The 12,821-nt window shown below is 67.3% G+C and carries 13 protein-coding genes; 1 reads left to right on the forward strand and 12 read right to left on the reverse strand.

All coding sequences use genetic code 11. The features are described 5' to 3' along the window. The 9 genes from HYV93_23005 to HYV93_23045 all read right to left on the reverse strand — a co-directional run. Positions 1–888: hypothetical protein (locus HYV93_23005; protein MBI2528838.1), on the reverse strand; the 888-nt coding region annotated here is incomplete at its 3' end. Beyond that, on the reverse strand, positions 885–1,415 hold the full coding sequence (locus HYV93_23010) for a cyclic nucleotide-binding domain-containing protein (GenBank protein ID MBI2528839.1): 531 nt from the start codon (positions 1,413–1,415) through the stop codon (positions 885–887). The genes HYV93_23005 and HYV93_23010, both read right to left, overlap by 4 nt. An 86-nt stretch (positions 1,416–1,501) precedes the next feature. After that, positions 1,502–1,927 (reverse strand): hydrogenase, encoded by a 426-nt coding sequence (locus tag HYV93_23015; protein MBI2528840.1) that lies wholly within the window; start codon positions 1,925–1,927, stop codon positions 1,502–1,504. Positions 1,928–2,000: 73 nt separating this feature from the next. Further along, positions 2,001–2,735: a hypothetical protein gene (locus HYV93_23020; GenBank protein MBI2528841.1), complete on the reverse strand. Its 735-nt coding sequence runs from the start codon at positions 2,733–2,735 to the stop codon at positions 2,001–2,003. Beyond that, on the reverse strand, positions 2,735–3,841 hold the full coding sequence (locus HYV93_23025; protein ID MBI2528842.1) for an ATP-binding cassette domain-containing protein: 1,107 nt from the start codon (positions 3,839–3,841) through the stop codon (positions 2,735–2,737). The genes HYV93_23020 and HYV93_23025 overlap by 1 nt, the downstream gene beginning before the upstream one ends. Then, a complete protein-coding gene (locus HYV93_23030; GenBank protein MBI2528843.1) occupies positions 3,838–4,998 on the reverse strand; it encodes an ABC transporter ATP-binding protein in 1,161 nt (386 codons plus the stop codon). The genes HYV93_23025 and HYV93_23030 overlap by 4 nt, the downstream gene beginning before the upstream one ends. Then, a complete protein-coding gene (locus HYV93_23035; protein MBI2528844.1) occupies positions 4,991–5,848 on the reverse strand; it encodes an ABC transporter permease in 858 nt (285 codons plus the stop codon). Before HYV93_23035 ends, HYV93_23030 begins: the two co-directional genes overlap by 8 nt. Positions 5,849–5,978: 130 nt before the next feature. Next, on the reverse strand, positions 5,979–6,986 hold the full coding sequence (locus tag HYV93_23040; protein MBI2528845.1) for an ABC transporter permease: 1,008 nt from the start codon (positions 6,984–6,986) through the stop codon (positions 5,979–5,981). Positions 6,987–7,055: 69 nt separating this feature from the next. After that, positions 7,056–8,648 carry an ABC transporter substrate-binding protein gene (locus HYV93_23045; protein MBI2528846.1) on the reverse strand — a complete coding sequence of 531 codons (1,593 nt, stop codon included), beginning with the start codon at positions 8,646–8,648 and terminating at the stop codon, positions 7,056–7,058. Positions 8,649–9,102: 454 nt separating this feature from the next. On the opposite strand from HYV93_23045, the gene HYV93_23050 reads away from it, so the two are divergent. Further along, the gene (locus tag HYV93_23050) at positions 9,103–10,242 is read left to right on the forward strand and encodes an NADH:flavin oxidoreductase/NADH oxidase (GenBank protein ID MBI2528847.1); all 1,140 of its coding nucleotides are present in this window, start codon (positions 9,103–9,105) and stop codon (positions 10,240–10,242) included. 79 nt (positions 10,243–10,321) lie between these two features. Here the strand turns inward: HYV93_23050 and HYV93_23055 are convergent, their stop codons facing one another. The 3 genes from HYV93_23055 to HYV93_23065 are packed head-to-tail and all read right to left on the reverse strand — an operon-like array spanning position 10,322 to position 12,787. After that, complete coding sequence (locus HYV93_23055; protein MBI2528848.1) at positions 10,322–10,792, reverse strand: maleylpyruvate isomerase N-terminal domain-containing protein; 471 nt, start codon at positions 10,790–10,792, stop codon at positions 10,322–10,324. Between the two features lie 13 nt (positions 10,793–10,805). After that, positions 10,806–11,786: an NADPH:quinone oxidoreductase family protein gene (locus HYV93_23060; protein ID MBI2528849.1), complete on the reverse strand. Its 981-nt coding sequence runs from the start codon at positions 11,784–11,786 to the stop codon at positions 10,806–10,808. Next, positions 11,783–12,787, reverse strand: coding sequence for a TIGR03619 family F420-dependent LLM class oxidoreductase (locus tag HYV93_23065; protein ID MBI2528850.1), 1,005 nt, complete (start codon positions 12,785–12,787; stop codon positions 11,783–11,785). Before HYV93_23065 ends, HYV93_23060 begins: the two co-directional genes overlap by 4 nt. Positions 12,788–12,821 lie beyond the last annotated feature (34 nt).

Genomic DNA, 12,821 nt, shown 5'->3' on the forward strand with positions numbered 1-12,821 from the left:
GACGCGCGCGCGCTCGAAGACGTACTCGCGCACGTCCTGCTTCGACCAGCCCGCGGCGCCGAGCAGCTCGCGCTGCTGGGGCGCCATCACGAGGGCATAGTTGCCCGCCCAGATCGAATACGTGAGCATGTTGGCGCGGATGGCGGCCGCGTAGGTCTCCAGGATCTCGCGCGGGGCCGACGTCCACTCGTTCATGACCTGGTGCGGCGACTCGGCGGCGAGCACCGTCACCGCGGAGGCGCCCGCCGGCACGCCGCGATCGGCGGAGAGCGGAGGCCAGAAGCTGCCCTCCTCGTCCTCGGCCACGCAGAAGGTGAACTTGCCGGGATGGCCGAGGGTCGAGCGATCGAGCTGGCCGGGCACCCCACCCAGCACGTTCAGGACGACGAGCCTGAGGGCGCGGCCGATGCTCGCATTCGCCCGGCTGCCATTGGCGAGGGCATTGTGCGTGGTGTGCATGCCGAGGCGCCGGCGGATGGGCCCGTTGACGACAACGAACGGCGCGCTGCCGCCGGTGCTCGCCGTGCAGCCGTGGAGGCCGAACTCCGGCGCGGCCACCGCCCGGACGAGGGCCGCCACCACCGGCATGTACTCGGGCAGGCCGCCCGCCATGACCGCGGCGATCGCCACCTTCTCCGCGGGGATCCGGCGCCGGCGCACCGGCTCGATGGCGACGACGTCGGCGGGACCCAGGCCCGCGGCGTCGAGGAATCGGCGGACCAGCACCTCGGTGGGCGGGACGACGGGAAGGCCGTCGGTCAGCCCCTCCCGCTGGTAGAGCTCATTGGCCTCGAAGGCGTCGGCCACTTCCCACGACGGCGACGTCAGCGGCGCGGCCGGCACGCCCTCGGACCGTCGAGCCCCCGCCCAGCCGGGGGTGTCGCTCATGACCCCGCCGAGGGCGACCTGAGACGCTCCGCCCGCTCCTCGCCCTGTCGAACGCGTCTCGACAGCGTGATCAACAGGGTGTGAGTGAGCCCCGGCACTTCCTTGAGGAGTGCGGAGAAGTGCCGGCGACTGATGACGAGCAACCGCACCGGCGTATCCGCAATGACCGTCGCGGACCGCGGCCCCCCGTCGAGCAAACTCATCTCGCCGAAGAACTCTCCAGGGTGTAAAGGCACGCGCTTCTCGGCGGACACCTCGACTCGTGCAGTCCCATCGATGATCAGGAAGAACTCGTCGCCTGGTTCCCCAGCGCGGGTCAGGACGGTGTCAGCCGCGGCGTCGAAGACCCGGGCGATCTTGGCGACCTTCCGGAGCTGCCGCCGGCTGCAGGCCTCGAAGAGCGGGACTTCCTTCAACCGCTCGATCTTGCCTTCCTGCCTCGCCTCAACTCCCGAGGAGACGGGTTCCAGGCGACCTTCAGGGCCGTAGGGAATCGAGCCGTCCATCATCCGGCTGATCAGTTCCATGGGGGCCTCCGGCCTGGTTCGCGCTTACCCCTGAGCCCAGTTCCCCGCGCACCTACCACCCCGGGTCTTCTCCAGCCTACCACTCATCACGGGACTGCGGGTCGCCGCAGACCCCACAGAACGAGGATGGCGGAGGCGAGTATTGCGATCCCGACGCTGATGAAGCCGATGGCCACAACGCCCTCCTGCCAGGGCTGGCCACTGTGGCCCGCTCCGGTGATTGGCGATAGAGCCGCCGTGCCAAAGATCGCCGCTGCCGTGGTCACGGCCCAGTTGGCGTACGTCCCGTACAGCGCCGTCCAGTAGGCCGCTGCCTCCAGTCGTGTGGACAGTTTCACCTCCGTCCAGACAGCGCCCAGCGCAACGAGGAAGGTCCCGTTCATCACGCCTTCCAAGTGTGCGGCGAGCCCCATGCGCGGGTTGCTGAACTTCTGCTCGACGAAGCCCGTGAGGAGTCCGAGCAAGAAGAGGAACATGCCGTGCCAGAGCAATCGACGCCTGCTCGCGTCCATGCTTGCCACCTCTTCGCGACGGATTCACTCGTCGCCGGTGGGCGCGACCCCGGCCCCGTCGGCGGGCCCGCGCTCAGAGACCCCGAAGCACGCCGAGGCAATTCTCGAGGGTCCCATCGCTCATGCCGCGGCGGTCGACGTACCAATCCTTCCATTCGCCGACCAGGAGATCGCTGACGTGCCCGATCCAGACCGCGTCCACGCCACACGCCGAGGCGGCCGCGTAGAAGGCGGCAGTTTCCATGTTGACGACGTGGGCACCCATCTCCACCCACTGCCGGACGAGGCTCGCCGTCTCCCTGTAGACGGCATCGACCGTCGCGGCCGTCACGTGGCGGGCGGAGGGGACCAGCTCGACCAGCGCCGGCGCGGGGTGGAAGGGGCCGGCCCCGTATTGCCGGCTCGTCCCGTCCATCGCGGGGGCCGAGCCCACCACCAGCTGCGTGCCCTGCGGCAGCGACGCGTCGAGGCTGCCCGCCGCGCCGTACCCGACCACGTGCTTGACCCCCATCGCCGAGAGCTCCTCGACGAGAATGGCCGCCTGGGGTCCCCCCCAGATGCAGCCGGTCGCGATGACGACGGACTTGCCCTCCACCTTCGCCGCATAGACCGCCGGGAGCTCGGCGGTCTCCTCCACGCCCCAGAGGACCTTCCGACCGACCGGGGCGGCGCCAAGCGCCTCGACGAGCGCTCTCGATCCCATCGCGTCGCGGAAGCACAGCACACCGACGTCCCACCGGGGGATGTCCGCCTCGCTCCGGAACCGCCCGGCGATCACCCGTTCCGGCGTTATGTATCTCCGATCCATCACCCTCCCCTCGGCCCGTCCAGTGAATCCTGTGCCGGCCGCCGCGGCCCTCCGCAGTCAGCGGCCTCGCAGGCAACTTGGCGCCCGGCGACCTGGCGCAGCGCCGGGTCGACGCTCGCGCAACGCTCGAGCGCCAGCGAGCAGCGGGAACGGAACCGGCAACCGCTCGGCAGATCGCCCGGGTTCGGGGGTTCGCCCTGGAGGGTAAAGGTGTCGGTGACTCTCTCGCCTCCGATCTCGGGGATCGCGGCGAGCAGTGACTGGGTGTAGGGATGGCGCGGGTCGGAGAACACAGTTTCGGTGTCGCCCATCTCGACGATCCGACCGAGGTACATTACCGCCATCCTGTTGCACATCATGCGCACGACGGCGAGATCGTGCGAGATGAAGATGTAGGTCAGGCTGAATTCGAGCTTCAGCTCGCGGAAGAGCTTGAGCACCGTCGCCTGCACCGACACGTCCAGACCTGAGGTTGGCTCGTCGAGGATCACCATCGTCGGCTGCAGCGTGAGGATCCGTGCCAGGCCCACGCGGCGCTGCTGCCCGCCGGAGAGTTCGTGCGGGTAGAGGTCGAGATGGGTCTGCGGAAGCCCGACAGCCTTCAGGATGCTCCGCACGCGCTCCTCGCGCGCCGCCTCGGAGAGTCCGGTGTGGACCACCAGCGGCTCGTGCAGGCTTCGCCGGATCTTCCAGCGCGGATCGAGCGACGCGCCCGGGTCCTGGTACACGTACTGCAGCCGGGGCGCGAAGGCACGCCGCGCGCGTGGACTCAGCCGGCTCACGTCGCGCCCCTCGAATCGCATCTCGCCGCCCATCGGTGGGTGTATGCCCATCAGCGTCTTTGCGAGCGTCGACTTCCCGCAGCCGCTCTCGCCCACGATTCCGAGCGTCTCCCCAGAGTGAACCGCGAACGACACGTCGTCGAGCGCCTTGACCCAGCCGCTGCGGAGGCCCCATGCGCTCTTCACCGGGAAATACTGCCGCAGTTCACGGACCTCCAGCAGCGCTGGTCCGGGGCCCGGGGCGGCTGCCGCGGAAGCGGCGCCGCTGGCCGCCTCGGCCGCGCACGTGCCGGCGGCGGGACGCGTCGAGGTGGGTGAACTCATCGGGAGTCGGCGGAAAAGAGCTGCCCGGGCAGCTGGGCGTGCGAACGATCCGCAGTGCTGGCGCGCGGCACGCCCGGTGGGATGGTCTCGGTTGGCGCGAGCGGGTGATGGCAGCGCACCGCGTGCGCGTCGCCAACCTGTCGCGGCGCCGGCCGCTCGTGGCGGCAGACGTCCGTCGTGTAGGTGCAACGCGGGTGGAAACGGCACCCCGCGGGCGGGTCGATCAGGCCGGGAATCTCGCCGCCGATTTCTCGGATCTCGCGCCCAGGACGTGGCAGGCTCTCAAGCAGCTTTGCGGTGTACGGATGCGCGGGACGCGCGAAGAATGAGCGGGTCGGCGCAGTCTCCATCTCCTGACCCGCGTACATCACGGTGACGCGGTCGCAGATCTCGTGCGCGGTTCCCATGTTGTGCGTCGTGAACAGCACCGAGATGCCACGCTCCTTCACCAGCGCCCGCAGCAGCCGCAGGATCTGCGCCTGGATGGTGACGTCCAGCGCCGTCGTCGGCTCGTCTGCGACGATCAGCTCCGGGTCGGGCAGTAGCGACATCGCGATCATCAGGCGCTGCCGCTGCCCGCCGCTGAACTCGTGCGGGAGCTTCGACAGGGAGGCTCCGGGCTCCGGGATCTGGATCCTGCGCAGCAGCTCGGCGACGTCTGCGCGATCGGCCGTGCGGCGCGCGCGCGAGTACCCGACAAGAAGCGCCGAGATCCCGGACCGGCGTTCGGGACCGCACCGCGGCGACTTCCATTTCATCAGCTCGTCGATCTGGCTGCCGACCCGGAACAGCGGATTGAACGCGGCAAGCGGGTCCTGCGGGATGAAGGTGATCCGGCGGCCGCGGATCGCCGCGGCGATCTCCTCCGGCGGCATGTCGAGCAGCGGCTCGCCCCTGAAGACGATCGAGCCCGAATCGATCCGGGCCGCGTTTGCCGGCAGAACGCCGAGGATGGCGCGGGCCAGCGTCGTCTTTCCGCAGCCGCTCTCGCCGACCAGCCCCAACACCTCGCCGTGACCGACGGTGAGACTGACGCCGTCGAGCACCCGCGCGAGTCCTTGGTCGGTAGCAAAGCTCACGCGCAGATCGGACACCATGAGCAGATCGCCGGCTAACTTGGTCGGCGAGCCGTCGGCCCGATCGCGTCGATCAAACATGCTTCGCCCGTCGTGTCTTGGGGTCGAGGACGTCGCGCAGACCGTCGCCGAGCAGGTTGAAGCCGAGGACGACGAGGAGAATCGCGAGGCCGGGTGCAAGCACGTACCACCACGCATCGGGCAGGAACTCGCGCGATTCCGAGATCATCCGCCCCCACTCCGGCGTCGGCGGCTGCGCTCCGAGGCCGAGGAAGCCCAGCGAGGCCGCGGTGAGGATCGTGAACCCCATGCCGAGCGAGGTGCGCACGATGATCGGCGAGGCGACGTTGGGCAGAACGTGGAACAGAGTGATACGCCAAGAAGGCACCCCGAGGGCCACCGACGATTCGATGAACACCTCGTTCTTCAGCGACCGGGTCTCGGCGTAGACCAGCCGCGTGAACCATGGCCAATAGGTGAGCGACAGGGCAAGGATCACGTTCTCGATCGACGGCCCGAGGGTCTGCGCGATCGCGATTGCGAGCACGATCTGCGGGACCGCGAGGAAGATGTCGGAGGTTCGCATCAGCGCGTCGCCAAGCCAGTTGCCGTACCAGCCGGCAACAAGTCCGATCGGCACGCCGATCACGAGCGATGCGCCGACCGCGATGAGGGCGATCATCAGCGTGATCCGGGCGCCGAACAACACCCGGCTATAGATGTCGCCACCCATCCGGTCGGTGCCAAACCAGTAGGTGTCGCCGGGCGGCAGCAGCCGCTTCGACGGGCTCATCTCCCACGCGGCGTCCGGATGGGTCGCGAGCCAAGGAGCGAAGCTCGCCGCGACGATCAGCACCACGATGATCGCGAGCCCGAGCAACGCCGAGCGGTCATGCCCGAGCTTGCGCACGATGTAGAGGAAGCCCTTCACCGCCCCGCGGCTCCGTATCCCGCCCCGCAGGAGGCCGTGACGCGGCCAGACGGGGCTCGGCGCGCCGCGTATCGCGCGCTGCCCCCCGCCCCCGGCGCGGCCTCGATATCTCCGCGGCGGCGTGCGGTTTTCATCCGCGTGTCTCGCGCGGGTCGATCAACACGTGGGCCAGGTCGACCGCCAGGTTGGCCAGGATGAACATGACGCCGGCGTACAGGGTGAAGCCCATCACCGCATTGTAGTCGGACTGCAGGATCGCATTGAACGCGTAGCTGCCGATTCCCGGCCAGTCGAACACCGTCTCGATGACGATCGCACCGCCGAGCAGCAGGCCGAACAGCAGGCCGATCTGTGTCACGGTCGAGGTGAGGGCGCCACGCAGGATGTACTTCCAGACGATCACCGTCCACGGGATTCCCATCGAGCGCTGGTACTGCACCGCCGCGCTCTGTATCGTCTCGAGCACGCCGGCGCGCGTGAAGCGAACGACGGTCGCGAGCGCGGGGAACGCGAGCGTCAGCGTCGGCAGCGCCAGGTGCCACAGCGCCGAGGCAAGCGCGTCGACATCGCCACCGAGCAGCGCGTCGACGGTGAGCAGCCCGGTGATCCCGGGTGGAGGGAAGCCTTCGATACGGCCGCGCAGCGGCGTCCAGCCAAGCTTCATCGCGAACAGCCATTGCAGCATCAGACCTAGCCAGAACGACGCGATCGCCAGCCCCGACACGGTGACCAGGCGCACGACGTGGTCGAAGGCGCTGTTGCGGCGCAGCGCCGCAAGCACACCGAGCGGGGTGCCGACGACGACGGCCACCAGCATCGCCACGAACGTCAGCTCGATCGTCGCCGGCAGCCGCGCAAACAGGTCCTCGGCCACCGGCCGCGTGGTGAACAGGCTCTTGCCGAGGTCGCCTTGCACCAGGTTCAGGTAGTAGTTGCCGAGCTGGACGACGAGTGGTTTGTCGAAGCCGTACTGCGCGCGGACCGCCGCCTTGTGCGCTTCGGTTGCCGTTGCCCCGGCGATCAACGCGGCCGGATCAGCAGGGATGACGTGCGAGACGACAAAGACGATCGCGATCAGGCCGCCGACCGTGGGCACGAACCAAACGAAGCGCTTGGCGGTCAGGACGAGAAATCGGATACGCTTGCTCCCGTTGTGAATGCCGCCCGGCCGCCAGCGCGCGTGCGGACGATCAGCCCGCGACGCACGCTACTCGAAGTACACAGTGCGCATCTCCTGGCCGTTGCCGACCGGAGAGAACCTGACACCCTGCAGGTTCTTGGCGTAGGGGCCAAACCACTTGGTATTGTAGATCCACACACTGGCCGCCTCATCGACGACGATTCGGGTCGCCTCCTCGTACAGCTTGGCGCGCTCGGCCTGCTTGGTGCTGCGGAGGGCCTTGTCGAGCAGGTCGTCGACCTTGGGGTTCTTGTAGAAGCTGTTCGACAAGTACGTGCCCCAGCCTCCAGAGTGGTACATCTCGCCGATCCAGTTGTGCGGGTCGGCGTAGAAGGTGCTGACCCACAATACCGAGAGGTCGGCGCTCGTTTCCTGCTTCGCCACCTTCTGGACAAACGACGGCCATGGCACGCCGACCAGCTTCGACTCGATGCCGATCTTCTTCAAGCCGTTCTGCAGCAGCGCAGCCGCCTGCTCGGACTGGCTGAAGCCGATGATGTGGGCGATCTCGAGTGGCCGGTCGACCTTGACCTTGGCCTGCGCGAGTTCGGCCTTCGCCTTCTCGGTGTCGTAGTAGTAGCCCTTCGCGTCCTTCGGGATGCCCCAGATGTTGTTGGGCAGCGGCGTCACGTTGCGCTCGACCATCCCACCGAGGATGTCCTTGTTGAACCCATCGTAGTCGAATGCGTAGTTGATCGCGCGACGGACGTGGACGTCGTTCAGCGGCGCTCGCTGGTTGTGGATGTGGACCAGCATGACCCGCATCGACTCGGACTCGAGCACCTTGGTGTTCGCGCCTTCGCGCAGCGTCTTCAGCTGGTCGGAGGTGTGGTAGCCGCCCACGCCGCTGAAGTCGCCCTTCTGCAGGCCGAGCACGCGCGTGTTGGCATCCTTAACGCCGCGGAACTCGATCTCGTCGAGGTACTTCTTCCCCCAGCCCTTGAAATGGGGCACGAAGCGGTCGGCGACAAAGCCGAGCGCCGGATCGTACTGCTTCAGCTTGAAGGCGCCGGAACCGGCGTCATTCTTCGACAGCCACTGGGCACCCCAGTCCTTGTCCTTCTCGTTCTTCTGTACCAGTGCCTTGTTGACGATGTGCAGTTCGGGGACCATCGACAGGAAGATCGCCGAAGGCTTCGCGAGCTTGAACTCGACGGTGTACGCATCGACGGCGCGGGTCTGGCCGGGGCCTATCATCCGCTTGAAGATGGTAGCCGCGCCCTTGTTCATCGCAAGGATCCGTTCCATCGAGTACACGACGTCGACGGCCTTCACCTCCGAGCCGTCGTGGAACTTCACGCCCCGCTTCATCGTGAACCGATACGCCAGGCCGTCGGGCGAGATGGTATAGGTGTCCGCAACCCAGGGGTTGAGCTTCGCCGGGTTGTCCTGCCAGCGCATCAGGCCGTCGTAGAGGTTGAGGCGGACCGCCACACGAACGTTGTCGAACGCCGCATGCGGGTCCATCGTATCGAAGTCGCTCTCGTTGGCGAACACGAAGCGGTTCTTGGCCTCGACCGAAGTGGGCAAGGCCACGCCGAACACGAGCGCCGCCATGCCGGCGGCGAGCGCGAGCTTCAGCGGCACGCAGGAGCGTAACTTCAACGCCATAGTAGTCATGAATCCTCCATGGGTAAGGGCTCAACCTTCAGTGTCGTCCCTGACGCGGTCGGAATCATCCGGGTGCCCAGCCTCACTACTGCTCCGACCCGGGAATCCTGCCGGAAAAACGGGGGCGTGCGAGGTAGGGTCCCACTCGATCACGGACACTCTTCGACCCCCAACTTCTTCCTGCGATCCGCTGGGGTGGCGCACCGCCCCATTTCCCCGGCATGATTCACAGACCCGCTCGTTAGTATCACAACGTGAGGCATCGCGCAACGACTTGATCACGCCTCGTGGCGCGCGCTTGACTAAGCGAAAACCGGGCGAGTATGCTCGGTCCCGAAGCAACGGCTCTGGAGTTGCCCCGGTTTGGTGGACCGCGACCCTCTGGGCAAGTCCAACCCGAGCGCGTAACGTCCATAGGATCTGAGAGCACACCATGAAAACCGAACTTCCAGAGCAGGGGGCCATGTTGTTCTCGCCCTGGCAGCTCAGATCGGTCAAGGCCCGAAATCGGATTGTCATTTCTCCGATGGACCAGTTTTCCGCCTCTAATGGGTTCGCGTCTGACTGGCATCTGGTGCAATTGGGACGCTATGCTCTCGGTGGCGCGGGGATCGTCTTTGTCGAAGCGACCGCCATCACCCCGGAAGGGCGCATCACGAGCGGCGACCTGGGCTTGTGGCAAGACGAACAGATCGCGCCCTTGGCACGCATCGCGAAGTTCCTGAAAGAGGAAGGGAGTATCCCCGCGATCCAGATCGCCCACGCTGGGCGCAAGGCAAACACCCGGCGCCCGTGGCTGGGCCTCGGTCCATTGACCGAGCAAGACTACGCCAACGGAGAGGAATGCTGGCAGACGGTGGCTCCCAGTGCGCTGCCCGGCGGAGAGGGCTGGGCGCTGCCGCGCGAGCTGGATGCGGCCGATCTCAAGGTGCTGCGGGCGGCCTGGCGGGCTGCGGCAGTGAGGGCGCTGGCCGCCGGCTTCGAGATCATCGAGCTGCACGCTGCGCACGGCTATCTGCTGCATGAGTTCCTCTCGCCGCTCGCGAACCAGCGTCGCGACGCCTACGGCGGCAACTTCGCCGGGCGCATCCGCTTCCCACTGGAGGTGGTCGAGGAATTGCGTGAAGTCATCCCGGCCGCGGTGCCGTTCTTCGTGCGCGTTTCGGCCGAGGACAGGGTCGAGGGAGGATGGTCGCTCGCGGACACGGTCAGTTTTGCCAAGGAGCTGAAAATCCGCGGCGTCGATCTTGTCGATTGCTCATCAGGCGGCATCCTCGGCGGTACTGCGACGCTCAGTTCGCGCCCGCTGGGACTCGGCTTCCAGGTGCCGTTCGCCGAGGCGGTGCGCGTCCAGGCGGACATCATGACCATGGCGGTGGGCCTCATCATCAAGGCCGATCAGGCCGAGGCCATTCTCCGAAATGGGCAGGCGGACTTGATCGCCATCGGACGCGAGGCGCTGACCAACCCGAACTGGCCGCTACATGCCGAGCGAGCGCTGCACAAGAAGGACGACTATAGCCTGTGGCCCAAGCAATTCCGGCTCTACCTTGCGAACCGGGCGCAAAGGCTCAAGACCCTGGGCTATCCAGATTGGGTCTGATCCCAACCGCCCTGGAAGTCAATCGGGGGTGTGCGGCAAGTGGAGTGAGTCAATACTTCAGCGAGGGCGTCCCCTCGGCTCAGCCCGCCACCGCGCGCTCGAGTTCGTCCAGATGCTGGTGACGGTGCACGGCGCGAATGATCGTGCGCGGGCGCGTGGCGAGGACTGCCTCGACGAGCGCCGCCGGCAGACGCCGGGCCTTGTCGTCCGCCGCCGCCGCGGCGGCAAGCACCTCGTGCCGGACCTGGGCGGGCGCAATCGCGCGCCACCACGGCAGCATCCCGTCGTTCATGCCATTGACGAAGGTCTCGACCCGCGGAACGGCGACCTCGCCCGTGCGCTCCCACTCGTCGAACTTCGCGAGCCAGAGCCGGTCCCAGAAGGCAAGGTGCGCCAGGCCAACGCCGACGGTCCAGTGGGTGCCGACGGGACGCGCCATGTCGGCGTCGCTCAGTCTGCCGACGAACGCCTTCAGCCGCGCCAGCTCAGCCTCGTTCTGGGCAACGTACGATGTGTCCATGTTGTTCATCCCTTCGAGGGACGCGATCATGCACCTCTGCGCGTCAGGAGGGGCGGATGAGCACGACCTTGCCCATCGTCTTCCGACGTGACAGGTGCTCATGCGCATCGGCGACCCTGTCCATGGTGAATACGGCGGAGATCACCGGTTTGACGCGGCCAGTCGCCACGAGGCCCAGGCACTCCTCGAGCGCTGCCCGGTGGAGGGTCTGGCTCCAGGGTTTTCCTCCGATGTTCAGCCCCGCGACCTGTAGATTCCTGGCGAACAGTTCATCCGTGGGGAGGCTCGGCAGGGACCCGCTGGCGCGGCCGTAGATCAGCAGCCGGCCGCCCGGCGCGAGCACGCCGAGACTCTTGAGCAGTACGTCCCCGCCCACGCATTCGAGCACCCGATCCACGCCGGCACCCGCGGTGCGCCGCAGGACTTCAGCCACGAAGTCTTGCTTGGTGTAATCGATGCACTCGTCCGCGCCGAGCTGTCGCGCGAGGGCCAGTTTCTCCCCGCTCGAGGCTGTTGCGAAGATTCGCGCTCCCCAGGCCTTGGCGAGCTGCACCGCTGCCGTTCCGACCCCCGATGCCGCCGCATGAATGAGGACCGACTCGCCGGGGCTCAGCGGCGCCAAGGTCTTCAAGAGGTGGTACGCGGTCAGGAAGACCACCGGGATCGCCGCGCACTCCACGAAGCTCGCCGCCGCCGGCATGCGCCAGATTTCGCCTGCTGGCACGGCCACGAACTCCGCCTGGCATCCGGCGACGCTGCTGCGGCAGAACACCCGGTCGCCCGGCTTGAACTCGGCGGCTTCCTCGCCGGCCCGGAGTACCGTGCCGGCCGCTTCCGTTCCGAGCATCGCCGGAAAGGTGCTCCGGAAATGGTAGCGTCCCGAGCGGCGCATGAGGTCTGCGAAGTTCACGCCCGCGGCCTGCACTTCGATGAGGACATCGCGGGAGCCGACCGCCGGCTCGGGCGCCTCCTCCCACCGCAGCACCTCGGGGCCACCGACGGCGTGGTAGCGGACGGCTCTCATCGGACCCCGCCCGCCCTCTGCCTCAGCTTCGGAAGCACGTCCGCCGCCAGCATCTCGAGCTGGTCCATCCCCCAGTTCACCGGGTTGAGGATGACGTGCTCCACTCCGCCACCCATGGCCTCGATCTTCGCGTTGATCTTCTCCGCCAGCTCTTCGGCCTCCCCGACGAGATAGTACGTGCGCCAGAAGTCCAGGTTCATCCCCGAAATCGTGGAGAAGTGCGGCACGGCGGCGTCAGGCTTCTCTCCGTTCCGCAGCACGTAGACGAAGTTCGAGTAGGCCTTCGTCAGCTCCTCGGGCTTGCGTCCCTGCTCCCGCATGAAGCCGTGGATCCGGTCCCAATCGGCCTTCACCATGTCCGGGGTCGAGGCCGAGTGCGGCACCCAGGTGCTTGCGTGCTTCGCGATGCGGCGCAACACCGGCGTCATGTCCCGCACCGTCTGCGCGTAGATCTTCTCCGAGGGTTGCGTGCCGCCGCCGATCCAGATCGGCGGATGCGGACGCTGCAGGGGTTTGGGCTCGACCGTAATATCGTGGAAGCGGTAGTACCTGCCTTCGTAGGTCACCCGGTCACCGGCCCAGAGCGCGAGCACCGCCTCGAGCATCTCGTCCATGCGGCGGCCCCGCTCCTCGTGCGGGACGTTCATGGCAGCGAACTCCTTCTCGTGCCAGCCGACACCGACACCCAGGAGCGAGCGGCCGCCGGTGAGGAGATCAAACGTCGCCCATTCCTTGGCGAAGTACACGGGGTTGCGCAGCGGGAGGACGAGCACGAGCGGCCCGAGCTTGATCGTGCGGGTCACGCCGGCGAGCGCCGCGAGCAACACCATCGGCTCCAGCCACGTCCGGACCGTCGCGGGTGGGACGACGAGCAGGTGATCGATGCAGACAGCGGAGTCGAAGCCCAGATCTTCGGCGCGCCGCACGTAGGCGCCCATCTCGGCCAGAGTCGCGGTCTTCGGTCCCAGGGCGAAGCTTGGAAGACGCAGCCCGAATCTCACCGCCTATCTCCTCCTTCGTTGACGGGGGAGCGAC

This window comes from Candidatus Rokuibacteriota bacterium (assembly GCA_016188005.1).
In the GTDB taxonomy this organism is placed as follows: Bacteria; Methylomirabilota; Methylomirabilia; order Rokubacteriales; family CSP1-6; genus UBA12499.

Excerpts from the sequence above, each read along its gene's own strand:
- HYV93_23030 (MBI2528843.1), bottom strand. The coding sequence starts at position 4,998 with ATGTTTGATCGACGCGATCGGGCCGACGGCTCGCCGACCAAGTTAGCC.
- HYV93_23060 (MBI2528849.1), bottom strand. The coding sequence starts at position 11,786 with ATGAGAGCCGTCCGCTACCACGCCGTCGGTGGCCCCGAGGTGCTGCGG.
- HYV93_23020 (MBI2528841.1), bottom strand. The coding sequence starts at position 2,735 with ATGGATCGGAGATACATAACGCCGGAACGGGTGATCGCCGGGCGGTTC.
- HYV93_23050 (MBI2528847.1), top strand. The coding sequence starts at position 9,103 with ATGTTGTTCTCGCCCTGGCAGCTCAGATCGGTCAAGGCCCGAAATCGG.
- HYV93_23010 (MBI2528839.1), bottom strand. The coding sequence starts at position 1,415 with ATGGAACTGATCAGCCGGATGATGGACGGCTCGATTCCCTACGGCCCT.
- HYV93_23045 (MBI2528846.1), bottom strand. The coding sequence starts at position 8,648 with ATGACTACTATGGCGTTGAAGTTACGCTCCTGCGTGCCGCTGAAGCTC.
- HYV93_23025 (MBI2528842.1), bottom strand. The coding sequence starts at position 3,841 with ATGAGTTCACCCACCTCGACGCGTCCCGCCGCCGGCACGTGCGCGGCC.
- HYV93_23055 (MBI2528848.1), bottom strand. The coding sequence starts at position 10,792 with ATGATCGCGTCCCTCGAAGGGATGAACAACATGGACACATCGTACGTT.
- HYV93_23015 (MBI2528840.1), bottom strand. The coding sequence starts at position 1,927 with ATGGACGCGAGCAGGCGTCGATTGCTCTGGCACGGCATGTTCCTCTTC.